Annotated in this window: 17 protein-coding genes; 6 read left to right on the top strand and 11 right to left on the bottom strand. The window is 40.3% G+C overall.

The features are described from left to right. The first annotated feature begins 978 nt into the window (after positions 1-978). The gene (gene recR / locus FJX03_07120; protein MBM3633454.1) at positions 979-1,572 is read left to right on the top strand and encodes a recombination protein RecR; all 594 of its coding nucleotides are present in this window, start codon (positions 979-981) and stop codon (positions 1,570-1,572) included. Here the strand turns inward: recR and FJX03_07115 are convergent, their stop codons facing one another. Genes FJX03_07115 through FJX03_07105 form a run of 3 tightly spaced genes read right to left on the bottom strand, consistent with a single transcriptional unit; the run spans position 1,573 to position 7,432 of the window. After that, a complete protein-coding gene (locus FJX03_07115; GenBank protein MBM3633453.1) occupies positions 1,573-2,487 on the bottom strand; it encodes a methyltransferase domain-containing protein in 915 nt (304 codons plus the stop codon). It abuts the gene before it with no gap. A gap of 7 nt (positions 2,488-2,494) precedes the next feature. Further along, complete coding sequence (locus tag FJX03_07110; protein ID MBM3633452.1) at positions 2,495-5,560, bottom strand: efflux RND transporter permease subunit; 3,066 nt, start codon at positions 5,558-5,560, stop codon at positions 2,495-2,497. Between the two features lie 9 nt (positions 5,561-5,569). Next, on the bottom strand, positions 5,570-7,432 hold the full coding sequence (locus FJX03_07105) for an efflux RND transporter periplasmic adaptor subunit (GenBank protein ID MBM3633451.1): 1,863 nt from the start codon (positions 7,430-7,432) through the stop codon (positions 5,570-5,572). Positions 7,433-7,745: 313 nt separating this feature from the next. Between FJX03_07105 and FJX03_07100 the strand changes: the two genes are divergently transcribed. Next, positions 7,746-8,759, top strand: a complete 1,014-nt coding sequence (locus FJX03_07100) for a hypothetical protein (protein ID MBM3633450.1) — start codon at positions 7,746-7,748, stop codon at positions 8,757-8,759. Between the two features lie 126 nt (positions 8,760-8,885). Here FJX03_07100 and FJX03_07095 read toward each other — a convergent pair whose 3' ends face one another. Further along, positions 8,886-9,458 (bottom strand): hypothetical protein, encoded by a 573-nt coding sequence (locus tag FJX03_07095; protein ID MBM3633449.1) that lies wholly within the window; start codon positions 9,456-9,458, stop codon positions 8,886-8,888. Between the two features lie 239 nt (positions 9,459-9,697). Here FJX03_07095 and tssH point away from each other — a divergent pair, with 239 nt between their 5' ends. After that, positions 9,698-12,268, top strand: a complete 2,571-nt coding sequence (tssH, locus tag FJX03_07090) for a type VI secretion system ATPase TssH (protein ID MBM3633448.1) — start codon at positions 9,698-9,700, stop codon at positions 12,266-12,268. An 83-nt stretch (positions 12,269-12,351) separates the two neighbouring features. Next, a complete protein-coding gene (locus FJX03_07085; GenBank protein ID MBM3633447.1) occupies positions 12,352-12,582 on the top strand; it encodes a DUF2798 domain-containing protein in 231 nt (76 codons plus the stop codon). Positions 12,583-12,620: 38 nt separating this feature from the next. Here FJX03_07085 and FJX03_07080 read toward each other — a convergent pair whose 3' ends face one another. Further along, positions 12,621-12,926 carry a hypothetical protein gene (locus FJX03_07080; GenBank protein MBM3633446.1) on the bottom strand — a complete coding sequence of 102 codons (306 nt, stop codon included), beginning with the start codon at positions 12,924-12,926 and terminating at the stop codon, positions 12,621-12,623. Between the two features lie 53 nt (positions 12,927-12,979). Then, positions 12,980-13,600, bottom strand: a complete 621-nt coding sequence (locus FJX03_07075) for a hypothetical protein (protein ID MBM3633445.1) — start codon at positions 13,598-13,600, stop codon at positions 12,980-12,982. A gap of 306 nt (positions 13,601-13,906) precedes the next feature. Between FJX03_07075 and FJX03_07070 the strand changes: the two genes are divergently transcribed. Continuing rightward, positions 13,907-14,578, top strand: a complete 672-nt coding sequence (locus FJX03_07070) for a helix-turn-helix domain-containing protein (GenBank protein ID MBM3633444.1) — start codon at positions 13,907-13,909, stop codon at positions 14,576-14,578. Between the two features lie 95 nt (positions 14,579-14,673). On the opposite strand, the gene FJX03_07065 is transcribed toward FJX03_07070, so the two are convergent. The 5 genes from FJX03_07065 to pdhA form a co-directional block, all read right to left on the bottom strand. Beyond that, the gene (locus FJX03_07065; GenBank protein MBM3633443.1) at positions 14,674-16,095 is read right to left on the bottom strand and encodes an MFS transporter; all 1,422 of its coding nucleotides are present in this window, start codon (positions 16,093-16,095) and stop codon (positions 14,674-14,676) included. 4 nt (positions 16,096-16,099) lie between these two features. Then, positions 16,100-17,515: an MFS transporter gene (locus tag FJX03_07060; protein MBM3633442.1), complete on the bottom strand. Its 1,416-nt coding sequence runs from the start codon at positions 17,513-17,515 to the stop codon at positions 16,100-16,102. Between the two features lie 170 nt (positions 17,516-17,685). Then, positions 17,686-18,963, bottom strand: a complete 1,278-nt coding sequence (locus tag FJX03_07055; GenBank protein ID MBM3633441.1) for a pyruvate dehydrogenase complex dihydrolipoamide acetyltransferase — start codon at positions 18,961-18,963, stop codon at positions 17,686-17,688. A 10-nt stretch (positions 18,964-18,973) separates the two neighbouring features. Beyond that, positions 18,974-19,957 carry a pyruvate dehydrogenase complex E1 component subunit beta gene (locus tag FJX03_07050; protein MBM3633440.1) on the bottom strand — a complete coding sequence of 328 codons (984 nt, stop codon included), beginning with the start codon at positions 19,955-19,957 and terminating at the stop codon, positions 18,974-18,976. A gap of 13 nt (positions 19,958-19,970) precedes the next feature. Next, positions 19,971-20,990 (bottom strand): pyruvate dehydrogenase (acetyl-transferring) E1 component subunit alpha, encoded by a 1,020-nt coding sequence (gene pdhA, locus FJX03_07045; protein ID MBM3633439.1) that lies wholly within the window; start codon positions 20,988-20,990, stop codon positions 19,971-19,973. A 344-nt stretch (positions 20,991-21,334) separates the two neighbouring features. On the opposite strand from pdhA, the gene FJX03_07040 reads away from it, so the two are divergent. Beyond that, positions 21,335-21,559 (top strand): hypothetical protein, encoded by a 225-nt coding sequence (locus tag FJX03_07040; protein MBM3633438.1) that lies wholly within the window; start codon positions 21,335-21,337, stop codon positions 21,557-21,559. Positions 21,560-22,098 lie beyond the last annotated feature (539 nt).

The raw sequence follows: 22,098 nt of genomic DNA, 5'->3' as shown, positions 1-22,098 counted from the left end.
AAAAAAGAAGAAGTCAGATAAATCAGCGGCTGCGGGTTCGTCGGTTGCAACCAAACCTGCAGTAGAAGCAGCTAATGCCCCAGTTGTGGACGCACCCATTGCCCCACCGCCGCCACCGCCTGTAAAAAAGAAGAAGTCAGATAAATCAGCGGCTGCGGGTTCGTCGGTTGCAACCAAACCTGCAGTAGAAGCAGCTAATGCACCCGTTGCGGGCGCACCCATTGCCCCACCACCCCCGCCGCCTGCTAAAAAGAATGTCTCAGCAGGAGCTCATTCTTCAGTAAAACATAAACCGGAGGTAGCAGAATCCAAATCTACGTTGCCGACCAGTGATAAACCGCACGCTGAAGTCAAAACGTCTACAGCGGCTACAAAATCCCCTCCACCTTCTAAGCCCTCTGCTGAAGTATTGCAGCAGCAACGAGCAAAAATAGACCAAAAAAAGAAAGAAGCTGAAGCAAAGAAAGAACAGCACGATGCGGAAGCTGCTGAAAAGCAAAAGGAGACTGAAGCAAAGAAACAACAACATGAAAAAGATGTCGAAGCGAAGAAGGCAGAACACGATAAGCAAATGGCTGAAAAGAAAAAAGAGGATGAAGCAAAAAAAGAACAACACGAAAAAGATGCCGAAGTGAAGAAGGCAGAGCACGCTAAGCTAATGGCTGAAAAGAAAAAACAGGATGAAGCAAAGAAGGAGCATCAAAAAGAGCTGTTGGCTCAAAAGAAGAGAGAGGCAGAAGTTAAGAAAAAACAGGCTGCACAAGCAAAGCAAGCCAAAGCTAAGTCTGCCCCTCCTGGGTCAGGCGTAAAAGCGTTAACGGCTCATCACGAGCAGCAAATAAAGAATGCGGGATAGCAGGCACCTGTGATATCTTAGCTCTCCCATAAATTTTATTTTAATCCGCTGTTTTTTTGCTGATTTTGCATAAAAATCTCGCTACATTGGACACTCAATACCCTTATACAAAAGAGGTCATAATGAGTGGGTCAGAAATTCAACGGTTAATCCAATATTTGAGTAAACTACCGGGTCTTGGGCCACGTTCTGGACGCCGTTTGGCCTTACATTTGCTAAAAAAACGTGAACAAATTATGCTCCCCTTGATTGAAGCCCTCCAATCAGCGGAAGCCACAATAAAGACATGCCAAATATGTTATAATTTGGATTCAAGTGACCCTTGTTATATTTGTATGGATGCTCGCCGTGACGGGGGGGTTCTTTGTGTGGTGCAAGATGTTGCAGATTTGTGGGCTCTTGAGCGCGCAAATGTCTTTCGGGGTCGGTATCATGTTTTGGGCGGCGTTTTGTCTGCTATTGATGGAATGGGCCCAGATCAATTGACCATAGAACCGTTGGTTGATCGCATTCAGAAGACGGGGGTGAAAGAAGTTGTTTTAGCCTTAAACGCAACGATTGATGGCCAAACGACCATTCACTATTTAATTGACCGTCTCCAACCTTTAACTGTTTCCCTTTCCACCTTGGCTCACGGTGTGCCTATTGGGGGAGAATTAGATTATCTTGACGATGGTACCCTCACAACGGCTTTCACAGCAAGGCGCGCTGTTTAATTAAACATGATTCCCAAGATAGGACGTTGCTGATCCTCTACGAAGAGGAGTAGGTTGGGAATCGTGAGGAGCCCACCCGGTTAAAGTGATTATCTCAAACGTAGCTGTTATGCGGCCATCTGGTAAACTATACTTTTCTTGATAGAGTTCGAAAGCCCGTGTAAAAAGTGAGCGAGAGGTCACGGTATGAGATCGCTGATAAAGTGCATTTGTTTCTCCCATGTTGCGTAAATCTTGGAGTAGGGCTAACGGGTGGGGATAAGTAATTTGTAACCGGTCTTGATCAACAACGGGTAATGCAAACCCAGCTCGTTGAAGAAGCCCCCCTGCATCTTGTAAGGTTAACATCGGCGATACCCGAGGTGAAACGCCACCGTTAAGCTCCAATTCAGCAATTTGGAGACATTCTCTCAATTCCTTTAATGTTTCTTCTCCCAGTAGGGATGCCATAAAAAGACCATCGGGCTTCAGTGCCTTATAAATTTGGGCAAATAGACCTGGGATATCATTGACCCAATGTAAGGAAAGAGCGCTCAAAACCAGATCAAATGCGTGATCAGCAAACGGAAATGTTTCTAGGTCTATAACCAGTTTGTGGGTAATAGGGCAAGAGGCAACCATTTTTTCACTGATATCGGCGCACAAAAGCTTGATAGATAATATTTCTTCAACAGCCTTGGCCATTTGGCCTGTATGACAACCTAAGTCAATGCCTTGTTTAAAAGTTCGGCGTACGCGTTGCAGGCGATTGGCTAAATCAGAAACTACCCGATCTTTTAAAAAACAATGATGAGGGTAAGTTAGGGCAATTCGGTCGCGATGGCGGGCAACAAGTTGAGCATCAAAAAGTGTCCCGGGACTTAGAGCGTCAGGATATTGTGAAATAAATTTTGGGTCACGGGAGGGGGACGCCATCCTCGTCCTATTCCATAATTTCTTTCACAGAGAAACGAGTTCGCCGGGCTAAGTAATAATAGAAAGCGGGCAGAACAAACAATGTGAATAGGGTTCCAACAGTCATACCTCCAACAATGACCCAGCCAATTTGACGACGACTTTCGTAGCCCGCGCCCGAAGCCATGGCAAGGGGGATTGCCCCTAAGACCATTGCAAATGTAGTCATAAGAATGGGGCGTAAGCGCATTTTTGAAGCTTGTATAATAGCGCCTAAACGATCCATACCTTCATCTCGCAGGCGATTTGCCACATCAACCATGAGAATACCGTGTTTGGTAATTAATCCAATGAGGGTCACAAAGCCAATTTGGCTGTAGAGGTTTATACTTCCATTATCAATCATAGCTAAGGTTAAAACAGCCCCCGCAAGGGATAACGGAACGCTCAACATAATAATGAAGGGATCAATCCAGCTTTCAAATTGAGCGGCCATCACAAAATAAATAAAGCATAAAGCTAAAGCAAAAATGAGAATGATATTTTGACTTTCACTTAAATAGCGTCGCGTTTCTCCGACCCAGTCAATGCGCGCATCACGGGGGAGAATCTCTCTGGCTGTATCGCGGACTTTGTTTATACCTTCCATTAATCCAATACCATTATGCAGTTTAAGGGAAAAATTAACGGAACGAAGACGGTTATATCGGTAAATTTCCATGGGGTTTGTGCGGGGAAATACAGAAACTAACTCAGCCAAGGGCACCAAAGATTCTTGCTTATCTCCGCCTTTCACAAACAAGTTACTTATATCTTCAGGGGTTTGCTTGTGGGCTTCTGTGATTTCAACCATGACATCATAAAGTCTTCCCTCTTTTTTGAAGGTGCCGGTTTTACGTCCTTTCAAAAGGGTTTCAATTGTATCAGCTATTGTTTCGGGGTCAATGTTGAGTGTAGCAACCTTTGATCGGTTAATGGAGACAACATAATCTTGAGCATCTGGATGAATATTACTTAAAATAGCGGCTACAAAAGGATACTGCTTAAGTCGTCGAGAAAGATTTTCAGATAATTCTCGGACTTCACGGTATGTTTTGTTGCCTTGTACAACGAATTCAACCACATTACTTTTATCACCAGAGACGGAACCTGTTTCTATTTTTACTTCCAAGCCTGCAATGGTATCGAGACGCAATTTAAGATCTCTTTCAATTTCTGCAGTTGAGCGTTGGCGTTTATCTGCCAATTGAAGAAATATCTCATATGTTGGGTTATTAACTTGCGTGACACGGCGTTCAATTTCTGGATAGGTTGCAAGAATAGAATCGACTTCCTTGACATAGCGGTCTGTGTGTTCAAGTGTTGCTGTCTGGCTAGCTTGACCTTCAATAGAAATTTGACCTTGGTCTTCTCTGGGGAACATTTCACCGGGTAAAGTGTAATAAATAGCTAATCCCAATAACGCAAAAAGTACGCCACTCAAAATAACCATTGTTCGTCTATAGGCTCTATCCATAACACTATGGAGCAAGCGGGAATAATGATTTTCAATCCATAAAAGCCATACCCCAGACTTAAACAACTCATAGGGCGTTGTAGGGGGCGTATCCAGGTGTGTGTCTCGCTTTAACATACGAGCACACATCATCGGGGAAAGCGTCAAAGCGGCAAATCCAGAAATGAGAACAGCACCTGCAAGGGTTAGGGCAAATTCGACAAAGAATTTACCTGTTTTTCCTTTTGAAAGAGCAATTGGCGCATACACAGCAACCAAGGTAAGTGTCATGGCAACTATGGAAAAACTAACTTCTCGAATTCCAATAATAGAAGCTTTAAAGGTTTCCATCCCTTCTTCAATACGACGATATATGTTTTCAAGAACCACAATCGCGTCGTCAACGACTAAACCAATGGCAAGAACCATGGATAAAAGAGTAAAAGTATTTAAGCTGAACCCAGCTAAATACATGAGAAATAAGGCGCCGATTAAAGATACAGGAATCGTAACCAAAGGAATAAGGGCTGCCCGAGCTGAGCGTAAAAAGATGAAGACAACAAGAATAACCAAAATTATGGCTTCCGCGATAGATTGATAAACCGCATGCAAGGATTGTTCAATAAATCGTGCGCTGTCTTTTCCGATACGTAAAGTCACGCCCTCAGGAAGACGTTCTATAATTCGGGGTAAGGCTGCCTTAATATCACGGGTGACATCGATAGGATTGGCAACCGATTGTTTTACGATTCCAACACTGACGCCTAACCTGCCATTAAAACGCATTCTTGTTTTCTTATCATCTGCAGATTCTTCTGCTGTTCCAATGTCTTTTAAGCGAACGAGATGCCTATCTTTGTTAGAAACGACCAAATTACTAAATTCAGAAGGTGTTTCTAAATTGGCGAGGGTGGTTACGAGATATTCTCTTTCCGATGTAACAATCCGACCCGCAGGTTTTTCAAAGTTTTGTGTGGCAATTGATTTCCTCACCTCGGCAACCGTAAGATTATAAGCAGCTAATTTTACAGGATCGAGTTTTAAGTTCATTTTATATAAGCCGCCACCTGCGACTTCTACACGGGCAACACCCGGAATGGCCTCAAATTCCTTTTTCAGCTCTGTATTCGCGTAGTCACCTAACTCACTGGGAGAAATTTTGTCGCTGGTGAGTGCTAAAGTCATGAGGGATTTTTCTTCAGCGCGGGCTTTAATGATGTTTGGATCAAGCATTTCCTTAGGAAACTTGTCTTTAGCCTTGTTCAAGCGATCTCGCACATCATTAGTGGCATCATCTATTCTTCGTTCAGGTGAAAACTCTAGTGTAACCTTACTGTCCTCAACACCACTGGTTGAGGAGGTAGCTACAATACCATCAATACCTGCCACAGCTTCTTCAATAGGCCGTGTAACGTTATTTTCAATAATGTCTGGACCGGCGCCTGGTAATGACGCTTCAATAGTAATGTAGGGAGTCTCGATTTTTGGGTCCTTTTGGAGAGACAACCGGCTTCCCCCGACCAAGCCGAGAGCAATAAGAATAAATGTCATCACCCACGCAAAGACCGGTCGTTGAATGCAGACTTCAGATATTTTCATTTAATTTCTCTAATTTCTTTTAAACAAGTTAACGACATAATCACGAGATCGAGAGAAAAATGACTTCTCTTCAGGTGTTCCTAAAGATTTTTCACTATCTACAGACTTATCTTGATGAGGGGATATGGTGACCTTAGATGGTTCATCTTCATCTTTATCTTTTACCACGTTATTTTTTGTAGTTTGTTCTAAGGATTCACTGGATTTTACTGAGTCTGTCATCGCTTCTTCTTTTTGAGAAGTATCGGCCTTAAGAGGCTTAGCGGTTTCTGGCGAATAATCTTTATTTCCGTCATTGGGAGCGGATAAAGGATCCTTCTTTTCAGAAAGTTTTTCCTTTTCTGTTGATTCTTTCAACATAATATTTTCTTTTGAAGTTTTTTCATCGGTTCCTAGTTTAGGACGAGCAAGACTCTCAACCTTTTTTTCGCTCTCCAGCTTCGGTTCTATAGTTTGGGAAGAGTCTGGCTTTACAGAATCTGATGCTTCCATTTTTGTTGACTCTTGAGGGGAAGGTTTTGTTTCTTCCGTTACAGTTTTAGTGTCGCTTTTTTCGGATGGTACATCTTCTACTGCGGTTTTTGGTTCTTCCTGTTTAGGTTCTGCTTCTTCTCCAGGTTTTGGCTCATCTTTTCCAGATTCTTTTTCAGGGGAAGGCTTTGGCACTTGTTTGTTCGATATCGCCGGAGATTTTGGCGTAGCTTCATCTTCGTCTTCATCTGTCAGTTCAACGTCACCATCCCCCATATTCGAAATTTTTACGGCCATTCCTTCGCCAAGTTTCAATTGACCAGAGGTGACAACAATTTCACCTGCACGTAGACCAGCTGTAATTTCGGCTTGGCCGTTTTCTTTAGTGCTCGTCAAAACACGCTTACGTCCCGCCTTGCCATTGACGACGACCCAGACATACTCAATATCCCCTTCACGCCCTAAAGCAGATTCTGGAACCAATAGTGCATCATTCTTCACGCCAATAATAACGCCAACACTACCAAATAAGCCGGTTTGCAGTTTGCCATCTTCATTTGGAATGGTTGCTCGTACAGCAATACTGTGTGTTTGAGGATCAACGCGTGAGTCAATGGCTTCAACATTTGCCTGGAATAGAACATCTGGAAAGCTGTCTAATTTGACTTCTGCGGTTTGCCCAACACCAATATCATGAATAAATTTTTCGGGAATTTTGAAATCAATCTTCATAGGATCGAAGTCAACGAGGGTAACCAATTCCTTTTGACTATCAACGTATGCGCCAACACTAACATCAATTAATCCAATTTTTCCTTCAAAAGGAGCTGTTATCGTGGCTTTAGCAAGTTTGGCTTTGGCAACCTCCAGCTCGGCTTTGGCCATATTCAACTGGCCTCTTTCTTGGTCAAATTCTGTACCTCTACCCAACCCCTTCGTTTGAAGGGACTCAAATCTACCAAACCGAACTTGTCGGTACTCTACATCCGCTTCCGCCTTATCCAGTTGGGCTTTTAATTCTTCATCGTCAAATCGGAGAAGAATATCGCCTTTTTTAACTTTTGCCCCTTCTTTAAAGGCTATTTCTTTAATTTTACCGGCCATTTCTGTGCGTAAGGTAACAGATTCATTAGCCCGAAGTTGGCCAACGGTAGTAATGCGTCGTGATATTGTTCCGGGTTTTACAACAATAGCTTCGATGGAAGCGAGACGGACATCTCTTTCTCCCTTATCTGGCGCTTCCAAAATGGATTGACAGGCTTTTTTTACAATAGGTGTTGCAAGTTTAAAACTAAAAACGATGGCAAGAGCCCCAATTAACGTGCCGCCAATCATAAGAGCAAGGCGCTCACCGGTAAATTTAAAAGGGGGTTTGTTGTTCTGGGGGTGTAGTGGTTCCATTATTGTGTCCAATTCATGAGAAAAACGTGAAATTTACTCTCATTTATAGCATAAGCCTACAGCATTAAGAAACTGTAAAATTGTACATTATTTGTTGTAATGATTTGTTTTTTATTCTTTTGATATGCTTATTGTGATTAACTACTATTTAACTAATAAATATTACAATAATACTTATATGATTAAGTATTTAAAGTATTTATATATTTAAAGTAAGTAAAAAAGAAGTTTTGTGTTTAAGGTTATTGCAACAATAAATGAGGGGGGAAAAATGGTTAAAATAAGTAAATCGATTTTATTAAAGACGATTGCCATGGGTGCATTGCTAACAAACGGATGTGTGGCAGCGCAAAATGAGAAGCCGAATGGGGCAGAAAATTACCATGCGACTTCGGCATCTTCAAGTGCAACATCCCCAAAAATCTCACCGCGCTTTGCTTCTGCAACAACTGCAACTTTGTCCCCCAGAGCTAGTTCACTCCTTGTATCATCGCCACGTGATCCAATGATGGAGTCAATTTTAACAGAGAGTTTTCTTGATCGTACTCTTGAAGAAAGAGAGAAAGAAGCTAGGAAAGCGCTTGAAAAACCATATACTTTTGACTTCTCTGATCCCGAGGTATCCGTTGTTCAGGTTTTGAACCTATTAACAAATGCTGCTAGACAATCAAAAGATCCTTCTAATCCAATAAAGGTTAATATTAATCTCATGAATATTAATCGATTGCAATTAGAGAACATTATACACAGTGTGAATAGTGGTCACATAGGTGTAATTAAACATACTTTGGTTAACCGTTTAGCAAATTACGATGATGATGATAATGATGCTCCTCCAACAGATGATGCATTAAAACCCAGCAAAAGCAAAGGCAAAGGCAATAATGATTGGGATGATGACTTGAAAAAGGATAACGATGATGACAATGACGATGATGATGATCTAAAGAAATCTAAAATTTATCCTGATAACAGCAAGCACCAAAAACATCCAAATTTACACCGTAGACATTTGAAAGGCGGTGTCCACGTTGCGCGAGGAAGAAAATCAATCCAAGAAACCGATTCGGCTAAAAACTCTGTACAGGCTGTTGGTCATCTTACTTCTCAGAGACTGGTTGGGTCAGGATTCAAGAGTAATCTGGAAAATAATTACTATTCCGGTAAAATAAATTGGGTGGGAACTTCGAAGTTTAATATGGAGAATAATGATCCTAAAAATTTAGGAGCTCCTAATGTAAATTCACGTGCTACACCCCCAAATTTAGTGCGTATATTTTGTAAAAAAGATTCAACCCTACGACCTCAGATGCAAAGTGTAGAATAGGTGATAAAAACATACTTCTTTAAATTTGTATGAAATTATTTTATTAACTTCTCTTGTGATTCAAAAATTATGGGAGAAGTTAATCTAAAACTTACAAAACTGCCTGGAAATAGGGGGTGTACGGAATTACTCGTCTATCTTGTTGGGATCCGTGAGCTCACAGATGGCTTCTGCCATTCTCCTTACCGCGGCAGGAGATGAATGAGCCTTTTCTAATCCGTTCAATGAATTTCCTCTTTTTAGCCTATCTTCACGCAAAATAATGTTAGTTAATTTTTCTGTACTCACATTCCGTAAACCCTTACCCAGATTTCCGGCCAGTATTAATTCTTGTTCTTGTATAATAGGCGGAGTAGGGGGCGTTGACGGAGGTAGTGGACCAACAGTATTGTTTAACTGTTTAAGCCGTTGCGTCCAATAATTAATATTTTCTTGAATCCATTCTTGATCTTTTGTTGGATCATAAGGAAGCCCAACGTACTTTCGAAATTCTCTTTTTGCTTCTGCTATTTGCTGGTTTCTTAGAGAGAGGAGTTCCGGCGAAAGTGGTGTTTGGGGACTATTACTTACATTTTGATCAACTCTATGAGTTGGTGTTTCAGGGGCTTTAACAACCAAAACTTCATCTAAAGCACTAATATCTGCGAGGCAGATGTAGCCTAAACTAAGCATTAGAAGATGTGCAATAAGCTTATTCATGACAAGTACCCTTTACCCTGCACTTTCAAGGTCACCTCGTAAAAAAACTGCTCGTCTCTTATTATCTAAACTAATTGTTAAAATAAGATGACTTTTTGGCCGCATTATATTTTTTCGTTTAATTGCATAATACGCTTAAAAGCCGCCTCTGACAATATAGCATAATTCCTTAACTAATTTTTCTTATAATTAATTATAATTGAAGTTAACTCCGTTTTAGACAGGTGTTGTTTATGCATGTGGATACAAAAGCCCTCGTTAATAAGCTTAATTCAACCTGCAAAAGGGCGTTGGAAAGCGCTGCTGCATTATGTGTATCTAAAACGCACTATAATGTGGAATTGGAACATTTTCTCTTGCGTCTTTTGGAAGCGGCGAGCTCTGATGTTCAGATTGTCTTAAGGTACTATGAAATTGATGTTTCCAGCATTTTAAAACAATTACAAGGTGTTGTTGACAAGTTTCAAACCGGCAATACAACACAAACGGCTTTATCTCCCCATATTTTAACAGCTTTGGAAGAGGCATGGATGGTATCGTCGCTTCAGCTTGAGGACGAGCATATTCGTTCCGGCGCGATATTAATGTCCGTTTTGGATACAGAAGCCCTACGAGGCATTTTGTTGGAGAGTTGTCCCTTACTTTTACGCATTTCACGAGAAAGTTATCGAGATAATATGCGGGAACTTCTCCAAAACAGCCCTGAAGCTAAGGAAAATAGCAAACGAGCAAATTCATTTAAATCAAAGTCTGATCAATCCCCTGCGCAAGTAACAGCGAATACAACGGCATTGAATCAATTTACCATCGATATGACAGAGCAAGCTCGTTTAGGGAATCTTGATCCGATTTATGGGCGGGATCGGGAAATTCGCCAATTAATTGATGTTTTATCTCGCCGTCGGCAAAACAATCCCATTTTGGTTGGAGAAGCCGGAGTAGGGAAAACGGCAGTTGTAGAAGGGCTTGCGCAGCGAATTGCCTCCGGTGGTGTTCCGCCTTCATTAAAAAACATTTCATTGCGGTTACTTGATGTGGGGCTTCTTCAGGCGGGAGCGAGTGTCAAAGGAGAATTTGAAGAACGGCTGAAAACCCTTCTTGATGAAGTGAAACAGTCCCTTATTCCTATTATTCTGTTTATCGACGAAGCGCATACATTGATTGGGGCCGGAGGACAAGTTGGGTTAGGAGATGCCGCCAACTTATTAAAGCCTGCTCTCGCGCGAGGAGAATTAAGAACCATCGCTGCCACGACCTGGGCGGAATATAAACGATATATTGAAAAGGATGCAGCGCTGACCCGTCGATTTGAGGTTGTGAAAGTGGATGAGCCGTCACCGGAGAAAGCCCTTGGCATGTTAAGAGCCATAGCTGGGTCTTTGGTGAAGCATCATCATGTGACAATTTTAGATGAGGCTATTCAAGCTTCCGTAACATTATCCCAGCGCTTTTTAACAGGGCGTCGCCTGCCGGATAAAGCCGTTAGTGTATTAGATACAGCTTGTGCTCAAGTCGCATTGGCACATTCTGCTATTCCCCAACCCTTGGAAGAGGCACGCAACCAATTGACACTATTGGAGATTGAAAAGGAAATGTTATTGCGTGAGGATCATGGTGCATCTGAGCATGAGCGACGATTAAACGAAATTGGCCAGGAAATTGATTTAACAACCTTAAGAACTGAGGAAATGGCTAGTGAGTGGTCACAATCAGCAGACGTTGTTCAAAAAATTCAAAATTTAAGAGATGAATTAAACAACTTTCCCCTTGAGCAATTAGATGGGGAAAAGGCACGGGGGCTTCGTGCACAGGTTAATCAATTAGAACGGGAGCTACGGGGGCAGCAGTCCTCAGAACAAAATCTTGTCCCGCATAGCGTCGATCGGCTTACAGTGGCTAAAGTTATTTCAGGATGGACCGGCATTCCTTTAGAAACCATGATAAGTTTTGAAGAAGGATTAACCGTGGAGCAATTGCGTCAAGCCCTGGAGAGACGAATTGTTGGACAAGTTCATGCATTAGATATGGTAGCAAGCCAGGTGGTAAGTTATCGAGCGGGCTTGTCGGACCCCAACAAACCGATGGGTGTTTTTCTATTGGTGGGTCCCAGTGGTGTTGGAAAAACAGAAACTGCACAAGCATTAGCAGAAATTTTAAATGGTCATGAACGTCACTTAATTCGAATTAATATGTCTGAATTTCAAGAAGCTCATGCGGTAGCCACCCTAAAAGGTGCACCTCCCGGCTATGTCGGCTATGGAAAGGGTGGGACTTTAACAGAAGCCGTGCGCCGTAATCCTTATAGCGTTATTTTATTGGACGAAGTCGAAAAGGCCCATCCAGATGTTATGGAAATTTTTTATCAGGTATTTGATAAGGGTATGATCGAAGATAGCGAAGGGGTAGAAGTCGATTTTCGTAACACAATGATTATCCTCACCTCAAATATCGCTGCTGAAGAGGTTGAGGCAGGAATGTCCGAAATTATGAAGGCTTTAGATCGTCACTTCCCACATGCGTTTTTGGCTCGTCTTACCGTCATTCCTTATTATCCCTTAAGTATGCCGGATCTAACTAAAATTGTTCGCTTAAAAGTTAATAGCGTTGCTCAAAGGCTTTTCATGCAACATCATGCCCGGTTAATCTATTCAGATCAGGATATTACAAACATTGCTGAGCAATGTACCGATCCCCATCAAGGTGCGCGTTCCATCGATCATATTTTAACACAAAAAATTCTTCCCAGTTTATCTGAACGTATCCTGGAAAATCGGGGTCAGGGTTTGAAAGAGTTATCATTAGTCGGCTAAGACTTGAAAATTTAGAAAACTTGATTGTCAGGATTTTATATCCTAATATTCTTTTATGTAAAAAGTTTTATAGGATTAATGTGTTGAAAAAATTGAATAAAAAGTATTTTACTTTTGTGTTTGCAAGTTTTATGTCTTTTTTGATGTCTGGCATTATCTCTCTTTGCATTACCACTTACGAATATGGTTTGACGTCAACGCTTGTCTCACAGTTTTTCAAAGCTTGGCAAGTCGCTTTTCCGGTCGCGTTCGTTGTTGCTCAGTTCGTTGCGCCAGTTGTTCGAAAAATGACTTCAAAATTTGTTGAACAATAAACACCCACATAAGAGGAAATTGAATACAAATTGTTTAATTAACCAATCTGCTCAATACGATCTTGAGTAGCTGAAGCGGATTGGTGATTTCTCTGTAACGAAGGTGAACTTAAAGGTTCAGAGGGTGTTTCAACAATTATGTAGTTGTTAGATTGACAAAATTCAATGCACCATTTCTTTTTTTCAGCATTAGTTCCCAGGGTTGATACATTGAAATGGGCCTGAGTTTTTCTGTGATTGGCAGGTTGTTTTATCCTTTCAAGTTCAATAATATATTGCATGACATCAGCATAATTATCGCATAAACCTGCACTGGCTCGGTCTAAGTTAAATATCCAGATCATGATTGGCTCCTTACCACTTTCTTTAGAGGCCTTAACTTTCGAGATTCTTTTTGTTACCCAAATGGGTGAGATTTAAGGTACTTTTTGACCGCAAAATTGTACCGTTGCTCTTGCCAAAGCGTTTGGCGAAGCTTGAGGGATACAATATCCATAAAGCTTGCCCGCTTTATATTTGTCTCTTCACATACAGGGAAAATTATTTCGCTAAATGTATCCATCTTTACTGTTGTCTCATGAATCGTCGTTAGAAATTCTCTATATATTCCCAAAGCATCACCCGAATTGTTATCCGTATAAATTACGAGGTTAGAAGCATGATGAGTTAAACAAAAATTATAGAGTTGCTCGAGAACTTTCATCTGGAAGTCAACCATAGTTAGACCTAAGAGCATTTCATCTTGATCGATAAATTTATAAAGTTCATCATCTTGAATTTCAGGGAAATGGCAGACAACAAATGTTGGCTCATTATCATTAGGGGAATGCACCACTTCCAAAACGAGTTCACAAGATAAGAAGTGAGAAGGGTCTATAGCGGTCATAACGAAGAGCAGATGCCCCTTGGGGAGAACATTCACATGAAAAGGTTCTCTATCTGAATTCGTAATGACATCATCTGGTAAAGAAAGGATTTTAGGGCTGGGTTTCGTTTTTGATACAATTAATTTCAGCATTTCGGAATCCCTTCTTTATTAATCCTTTATGGGTACCTGTGCTTTACAAGCATACACAAAATGGGCACAGGTATCAATATCCTATTTGCCAATTATTTTATCAAAAATTTATGAAAATGAAAATTTTAGGCATACATTAGGATTTTTGTGTCAAATAAAATCACTTAAGTAATTTGGATTAGTACTTTGCTGACAGATGAGTTTGATTATACGTCAAAATTGGTACAGGTAGAAATTTTCTGGTGAAAGGCTATAATTAGTGATAGGATGTTTGTAAGAGGAGTGTAAAAGTATTGAGTGCTCTTGATGGCTAAAAAAAACTTAATCATTGAAAGAGGCAAGAGGTTGCAAGCCTTAAGAAAAAAGGTTGGTCTTACTCGTCTTGCTTTTGCAGAACAAACAGGCATGAGTGCTAACACTTTGAAAGCTCTAGAATTAGGTGACAGAGAACTGACTCCCCAAAAAGCTCTTCTTTTCTCAAATCTTTTTTCCGGCTTGTTTTCTGTGTCCTTAGGGGAAGATGTGCACGAAGCCAGTTTTGATTATCTGTTTTACGGTAAAAAAGATAATCCTCATGAGCAAAAAGAGTTGTTTATAAATGACAGTGACGATTTGCGCATGCAAAACGAAATTAGTTCTTTAAAATCCAATCCCTCTTATGCCACCCTCCAAATCCAAGATGAGCTTATGTCACCACTTTTTAACAAAGGTGATATTGTGGCGGGCAAAAAAATTGTGAATAAAAGTCATTTCCCTTATTATCAGGGCTGTATTTGTATTATTGAATCCCTCGAGGGAAATCTTATGCTAAGACGGGTTATAAAATCAGATAATCGTCTGATAACCTCCTGTATTTTAAATACAAACATTAACTCAAGTACGAACATCATTGAGGAATGTGAAGTTAAATATATTGCTCAAGCTATATGGCACTGGCATTTGTCACAATTGTTAAAAACCTTGCCAACTTCTGATTAAAATTATCTTCTAAAATTTATGAAACATTGCATCTCAGGGCAATAAAGAAAAGTCCATCTTTAATGATTTTTGTATGTTGTAAAGTTTTCCCAAGGTTAACGTTTGCTACTAAAATTTGGTAGAGGGGAGTTTGTCATTTTATCATTTTTATTCAATGAATTCAGGTTAGATTTATCTAGAGATTGTATTGAGAGATTCGGATAGATCCCGATTCCTCGTTCCAGTTTTATAAAATGAAGAATGCCATACAGATAGCCTAAAGTAATAGGGAGGGTTATAAACCATAAACCAAATGAACCAAAGGAAGAACCTAAATAAACCAATCCAAATGATGTTATGGCGTACATGAGGGCTCTTGATAAGGCGTATAGGAAGCTTGCAAATGTAAATCGACGAAAGATGGGTAAGTGATAATAAAATACAGCATCTGCTGGCAAGCCTGTTGCACTGAAGGTTAGAATCAGGGCTTGTACGCAAAATAACTGTGTGGAAGTATTTATATTAATTATGAGAAAAGGGAGGGCTGCCATAAGCAAAAATGTGAAGATCCATCTTATTTTTAATATTTTTAAGGGGTGAACCTTGCAGCTGAAGGCAATAAGGATCATGGAAGCAAACACCATAAACATCGACAAATAAAAATTATGAACGATAATGCTTTCTGCTGAATATTCGAAAATATCCTTTAGCATCGGATTGAAATATATATATCCTAAATAAAATGATAATGGATAGCCGCAATGAATAAAGAAGTAGGCCAAAAGTGTTTGTAATTTTATGGATTCTTTCCAAGTCGATTTATTACCAGTTGATGATTGACGTGTGGTTGATAGCTCATCCTCTTTCGTCAATTCAGCAATTGCATCTCTTATTTTCTGCCTTTTCATTTTTAAAAAATCAGGCGTCTCACGCAGACGAGTTCTGGCAACGGCCCCAACGAGAGCAATACCGGCACCCATCCAAAAAGCAAGACGCCAATTCAAATAAAATGACGTGACAAGAGTAGCCAATCCTAGAGCCGCTGTTCCTCCTAAAGAGCAAGCAATGCTCACGAGTCCCACGGCGGGATATGCTAAGGGACGAGGGGTTGTTTCAGATACATAAATTTGAGCGCCCACAATTTCCCCTAACGAAGACATGCCTTGAGCAATACGACAAAATGTCATGATCCAAGCAGCCGATATACCAACTTGAGCATAGGTTGGCAAATTTGCCATTATTACACAAGAAACAGACATCATGAGCGTTGTAATAATAATAGTGGATTTGCGTCCTATGTTATCTCCCAGCCATCCAAAAATAAGAGCGCCGATTGGACGCATGACATAGGTAGAACAAAATGCAAATGCGGATAGTAGAGCCGCCGTATGGGGGTCTGTCTTGGGAAAGAAAAGCTCATTCAAAAGAACGGCCATATGGATATAAAGCATTAAGTCAAAATATTCGAGAAATGTCCCAATTTGTAATAGTCCAATAGCTTCTTTTTGATTGCGGTTTAGAGAGGAAAAAAAATTCATCTTATTAAGCCCCGCGCTGTTTTCTTAAAGGCACAGAGTTTAAAGCTTCTTTATTCATCCGTTCACTTCCAGGATTTAAAGAGTCTTTAAGGGTAAATTGTGGATAAAATCCTAATTTTCTTTCTAGATTTTCAAAATACAAAACACCTCCAAGGTAAGAAAAACTTACAGGCAGTGCAATAAACCAAATCCCATAGGGGCCAAAATAATGACCTAAATAGACGAGGGCAAAAGAAGTCGTGATATATACTAAAGCGTGAGCCACGGCATACATGAGGCTTGCCAATGTAAAGCGGCGATACACTGGTAAATGATAAATGAGAACCGCATCAGCTGGGACACTGCTTATGGCTAAAACGAGAAGAGATGCTTGTATCAAAAATATTTGAATATTGCTAGTTGAATTTATTATTAAAAAAGGCAATAGCAGCATTAATGAAAGAATAAAAGTACCTCGGATTTTAAGTATTTTTATAGGATGAATTTGATAACTGAGAAGAGTCCAAAAAATCTGGGAAAGGAGAAGAATCATGGAGAGGAAAAAATTATGTTTGATAATGTCAGCAGCTGAATACCCAAATGTTTCTTTGAGGAGGGGATTAAAGTACATATAAGCTAGGTAAAATGTTAAAGGCCAACCACAATAGATTAAAGAATACGCCACTAGGGTTTTGGCTTTGATCGGTTCTTTCCAATTAAAAGATTTTTGTTGAAAGATTTCTTTATTATTTTTACTTTTTTCCTGTTGATTGAGTTCGGCAATCGTTTGCTCCATTTGTTTTCTTTTCATATCAAGAAAATCAGGCGTTTCTCTAAGACGTGTCCGTGCAACAGAGCCGATCAATGCAATTGCCGCTCCCACCCAAAAGGCTATACGCCAGTTAAATAAAAGAGACGTCGCTAGGAATGAAATACCCAGCGCAACCATTGACCCCATATTAGCAGCTATCGCCATGAAGGCTACAGCTGGATAGGAAGTAGGGCGAGGAATCGTTTCTGCTATATATATTTCTGCCCCAACAATTTCACCCATAGAAGACATTCCTTGCGCCATTCTACAGAAAATCATAATCCAGGCGGCTGTAATGCCTATTTGAGCGTAAGTTGGAACATTGGCCATAATGAGGCAAGAAATTGACATTGTTGCTGTTGTGAGAATGATAGTTGATTTTCGACCAATGTTGTCTCCTAACCAACCAAAAATTAAGGCACCTATGGGGCGAACAGCAAAAGAGGAGCAAAAAGCAAAAGCAGACAAGAGAGCGGCAGTTTGAGGGTCAGTTTTTGGGAAAAATAGTTCGTTAAGAAGAACCGCCATATGAATATAGAGCATGAGATCAAAATATTCTAGGAAAGTCCCGATCTGCAAAAGAGTAAGAGCTTCTTTTTGGTCACGATTTAGAGATGAAAATAGGCCCATGGATGTTCCTTTATTATTTTCAAAATCTCAGTGGCTATTTATGTGTGAATAAAATTTTAAGAATTGTCAACAATTAAATATTATTTTTAGGAATTGCACCAGGGTTATGGAGGCACTTTTTAAAAAATTCTATTTCCCTTCGTTTCCCGTTGCGAGGGGGGTAGCTAATTTTATATTAAGAGGCGTAAAGGATCTTCTATAAATTCTTTAAATGCTTGTAAGAAAGTAGATCCAACAGCACCATCAACAGCACGATGATCAACCGATAATGTGCACGACATTTGCGTTGCAATCTGAACTTGACCATCTCTGACGATGGGACGGGGTTCACCCATTCCTACGGCTAAAATACATGCTTGAGGCGGGTTAATAATCGCACCAAAATTCTTAATTCCGTACATTCCTAGGTTTGAAATGGTAAAAGTACCTCCTTGAAATTCTTCTGGGGCCAGTTTACCAGAGCGTGCTTTTTCAGCTAAAATTTTCATCTCTTGAGAAAGTTGACGTAAATTTTTATGCTGGGCTGAACGAATAATGGGTGTTACCAAACCGCCCTCAATGGCAACAGCAACCGATACGTCGGCAGATTGATATTGACGCAAACTCGTTTCTTGCCAAGAAACATTCGCCTCTGGCACTTTAATTAAACTTAAAGCCACGGCGCGAATAATAAAGTCATTTACGGAAAGTTTTTCAGAATCCATACGAGCGTTTAGCTCTGAACGTAAAGATAGAAGGGGGTCAAGGGTACAATCCACTGTTAAATAAAAATGAGGGATTTGTTGTTTTGACTCTGTGAGTCTTTTGGCGGTAATTTTTCGAACATTATTAAGGGGAATGTCAAAATATTCGGCATCTCCATAAGAAAGAGAAGATGGTGAAGAAGGCATTTTTTTGGCATTTTCCACATCAAATTTTACGATGCGACCATGAGGACCTGTCCCCGAAATGGTTTGCAAATCAATATTCGTATGTTCTGCTAATCGCCGCGCTAATGGACTTGCAAATACACGGGTTCCTGCATTATTTGCCTGTCGCTGACTTGAAGCAAGATCTTTTACCGGAAGCGTTGCAATATTGGGAGAAGTCGGAGCTGCTTTGGAGGCAGTTAAAGCTTCCTTGGGTAAGTCTTTACTCTTTTCTCCATTAGATTTCTTTACGCTTTCTTCAGATGGTCCAACGCTACTGAGTGCTGAAGGATCCTCTCCTTCCTCAAGCAGAATAGCGATGATTGTGTTTACAGCAACTTGCTCTGTCCCAGCTGCGATCATAATACGAGCTAATGTTCCCTCATCTACAGCTTCAACTTCCATGGTAGCCTTGTCGGTTTCAATTTCAGCAATAACTTCCCCCGCCTTAATCGTATCCCCTTCATTTTTTAACCATTTGATGAGATTTCCTTCCGTCATGGTAGGACTGAGGGCGGGCATTAGAATGGATATTGGCATATGGACTTCCCTATTTGTAACACACAGTTTTAACAGCATTAATAATCTTTTCAACGCTTGGTAAAGCTAGTTTCTCTAAATTTGCAGCATAAGGCAAGGGGACATCTTCAGATGCAACGCGAACAGGAGGTGCATCAAGATAATCAAAAGCCTTTTCACAAATCATTGAGCAGATTTCAGATCCTATTCCCGCAAAAGGCCAGCCTTCTTCTACACTGACCAAACGGTTGGTAGATTTTACAGAGCGTACGATTGTATCCTCATCTAAGGGGCGAATGGTTCGAAGATCGATAACTTCGGCACTTATACCCAATTCAGCCAATTTTTCAGCTGCTTCTAAGGCATAACCAACTGTTATTGAAAAAGCGGTAATTGTAACATCTTTCCCGGGGCGAACAATTGAAGCTTTCCCAAGAGGGACTAAATAATCTTCATCAGTCGGAACCTCGAAACTACGACCATAAATGAGCTCATTTTCCAAAAAAATCACAGGATTAGGATCGCGAATTGCAGATTTTAATAATCCTTTCGCGTCGGCAGCTGAATAGGGAGAAACAACTTTAAGGCCGGGACAGTGGGCATACCAGCTTGCAAAACATTGGGAGTGTTGTGCACCAACCCTTGAAGCCGCGCCGTTGGGTCCCCGAAAAACAATGGGACATCCCATTTGTCCGCCTGACATATAGAGGGTTTTCGCGGCTGAGTTAATAATTTGGTCAATGGCTTGCATAGAAAAATTAAAAGTCATAAATTCAATAATTGGTTTAAGACCAAGGAAAGCAGCACCCACTCCAAGACCTGCAAAACCATGTTCCGTAATAGGAGTGTCGACAACTCGTTTGTTTCCGAACTCTTCCCACAGTCCTTGGCTAACCTTGTAAGCACCATGATATTCAGCGACTTCTTCCCCCATGAGAAAAACACTGATATCTCTACGCATTTCTTCAGCCATCGCATCGCGCAAAGCTTCTCGAACGGTTAATTTTTGTGTCATGAATGTTCTTCCTTCAGATGAGTACGTCTGTATATAATTCACCCGCGTCTGGCTCTGGTGAACTTTGAGCAAAAGCAGCTGCCTCAGTTACAATATCCTTGATTCGTTTCTCAATGGTTTTAAGGACATCTTCATTTGCAATTTTTTTATTTAAGAGGTACTGGCGAAACGTTTCAATAGGGTCGTGATCCTGGCGGACTTTTTCGACCTCTTCTTTAGTTCTATAATTTGCTGGGTCAGACATAGAATGGCCACGATAGCGGTAAGTTTTAATGTGAAGAAGAGTCGGGCCCTTTCCTTGACGAGCATAATCTAATGCCCAGGCGCCAGCTTCTTGAACCGCAAATAAATCCATGCCATCAACGACACGTCCGGGAATATCATAAGCTTCACCTCTTTTATGAAACTCACCATTTGCAGATCCACGCATGACAGAAGTTCCCATGGCATATCCGTTGTCTTCAACAATATAAACGACTGGGAGTTTCCATAAGGACGCCATATTGAAGGATTCATAAACTTGTCCTTGATTGACACCACCGTCCCCCATAAATGTTAAACAAACACCATTGTCCTGCTTATATTTATGTGCAAAAGCCATTCCCGTTCCTAAGGAAACTTGTGAACCCACAATGCCATGTCCTCCGAAAAAGTTTTTTTCTCGGCTAAACATATGCATGGAGCCGCCTTTTCCTTTGGAATAACCCGTTTGACGTCCTGTTAACTCAGCCATAACACCTTTAGGATCCATTCCACAGGCCAGCATATGACCATGATCACGATATCCCGTTATAAGTGTATCTTGAGGTTTAACGCATTCTTGCAAGCCAACAATGACAGCTTCTTGGCCAATGTAAAGGTGGCAAAAGCCTCCAATCAGACCCATACCGTAGAGTTGCCCCGCTCGCTCCTCAAAACGACGAATGAGAATCATTTGCTCATAACAATTTAATAAATCTGTTTTAGACTGTTTCATATTATTCAAGGTAACCTCTTCATCATCAAGGATTTGATTATTTCTAGAGCTTGCCATGGCAATCCTATTCCTTCTGACCTTAACGTTATCATACCCAAAGTCTCATAAAAATCTATAGAGGGTATTTTTGATTGTTTCTCCTTTCGTACCTGTTTTTTGCATCTGATGCAATTCCTCTTATAAAAGTTAAGGGTACAAAGTTGAGATAAATTTACTTGTAGATGTTGTCTTGTCTGTTAATCATCAGAATTTAAGCGGCTATTGAAGTTGAGAATAAATTTATTTTTCATGCGTTTTAATAATAGAATTAAAATGATTAAAAAAGACTTTTTGACAAAATTTTTCCTGTCTTCTATATATAAACTTTCTACCTGAAAATTAATTGTTGAAAGAATTAGAAATTGAAAAAAATAATTTTGTCTATTCTTCTTGCTGTAATTCTGGTTTTTGTCGGTTGGACAATTATCAATAATAAACCTGCAGATAGGGTATCAAACGCGGGCAACTCTGATAAAAAAGAAGTTCCTGACGTGAAAACTCCTGATTCGAATTCGTCTGAAACAAAGCAACATGAGCAAAAAAAGCCTACTCGCGATGATAAAAAGGGCTGCGTAGTGCATTTGTGAAAATCTTTTAATTTTTAACTCATAGATTACGTTCGTATAAAAAATCTAATCCTATCCTTAAGATGACCTTATAGACAAAGATTGAGTCCTTTCAGCATAATCTTAACCATTTTGTTTTACTCTTTGAGGTAAAAGAAGATTAGAGAAGGCTAAAAAGAATCGTGTATCGGGGATTACGGTATTTTATCATTTTATACGCCATGGCTTGGGGAGATTGTGCTGGGTTGTCAGTTATCACGGGCTTTTCCTTAGATAATGCTGAAGCGACATCGATATCCTATAAATTTAGGAAGAAAACAAAAACAAAGAAGAAAAAAGTTAAGAAAAGAAAGAAAAGAGAAAAAGTTTATTCTGAAAAAAATATTGAAAAAATTTTAAAAAATGACAATGAAGATGGTAAGTGTAACCGTCTCAATTGTGCGTCAAATTTAAAAATTGCCAAATCATGTCTTAAGACGAAAGCAGATCACCGAGAGAATAAAAATTGCTTTCGGGCTTTTTGTGCATATGGGTGTAATGAAATAGATTATAAAACAAAG

It is taken from the genome of Alphaproteobacteria bacterium, assembly GCA_016870095.1.
Taxonomy (GTDB): Bacteria; Pseudomonadota; Alphaproteobacteria; order Paracaedibacterales; family VGCI01; genus VGCI01.
The sequence above is the reverse complement of the archived record's forward strand: the minus strand, read 5'-3'. Positions and strand labels throughout refer to the sequence as shown.

Bases quoted from the DNA above. Each gene is read 5' to 3' on its own strand.
- FJX03_07060 (MBM3633442.1), bottom strand. From the start codon at position 17,515: ATGGGCCTATTTTCATCTCTAAATCGTGACCAAAAAGAAGCTCTTACT.
- FJX03_07055 (MBM3633441.1), bottom strand. From the start codon at position 18,963: ATGCCAATATCCATTCTAATGCCCGCCCTCAGTCCTACCATGACGGAA.
- FJX03_07100 (MBM3633450.1), top strand. From the start codon at position 7,746: ATGGGTGCATTGCTAACAAACGGATGTGTGGCAGCGCAAAATGAGAAG.
- FJX03_07080 (MBM3633446.1), bottom strand. From the start codon at position 12,926: ATGATCTGGATATTTAACTTAGACCGAGCCAGTGCAGGTTTATGCGAT.
- FJX03_07050 (MBM3633440.1), bottom strand. From the start codon at position 19,957: ATGACACAAAAATTAACCGTTCGAGAAGCTTTGCGCGATGCGATGGCT.
- FJX03_07105 (MBM3633451.1), bottom strand. From the start codon at position 7,432: ATGGAACCACTACACCCCCAGAACAACAAACCCCCTTTTAAATTTACC.
- FJX03_07070 (MBM3633444.1), top strand. From the start codon at position 13,907: ATGGCTAAAAAAAACTTAATCATTGAAAGAGGCAAGAGGTTGCAAGCC.
- FJX03_07065 (MBM3633443.1), bottom strand. From the start codon at position 16,095: ATGAATTTTTTTTCCTCTCTAAACCGCAATCAAAAAGAAGCTATTGGA.
- pdhA (MBM3633439.1), bottom strand. From the start codon at position 20,990: ATGGCAAGCTCTAGAAATAATCAAATCCTTGATGATGAAGAGGTTACC.
- FJX03_07115 (MBM3633453.1), bottom strand. From the start codon at position 2,487: ATGGCGTCCCCCTCCCGTGACCCAAAATTTATTTCACAATATCCTGAC.
- FJX03_07110 (MBM3633452.1), bottom strand. From the start codon at position 5,560: ATGAAAATATCTGAAGTCTGCATTCAACGACCGGTCTTTGCGTGGGTG.
- recR (MBM3633454.1), top strand. From the start codon at position 979: ATGAGTGGGTCAGAAATTCAACGGTTAATCCAATATTTGAGTAAACTA.
- FJX03_07095 (MBM3633449.1), bottom strand. From the start codon at position 9,458: ATGAATAAGCTTATTGCACATCTTCTAATGCTTAGTTTAGGCTACATC.
- FJX03_07075 (MBM3633445.1), bottom strand. From the start codon at position 13,600: ATGCTGAAATTAATTGTATCAAAAACGAAACCCAGCCCTAAAATCCTT.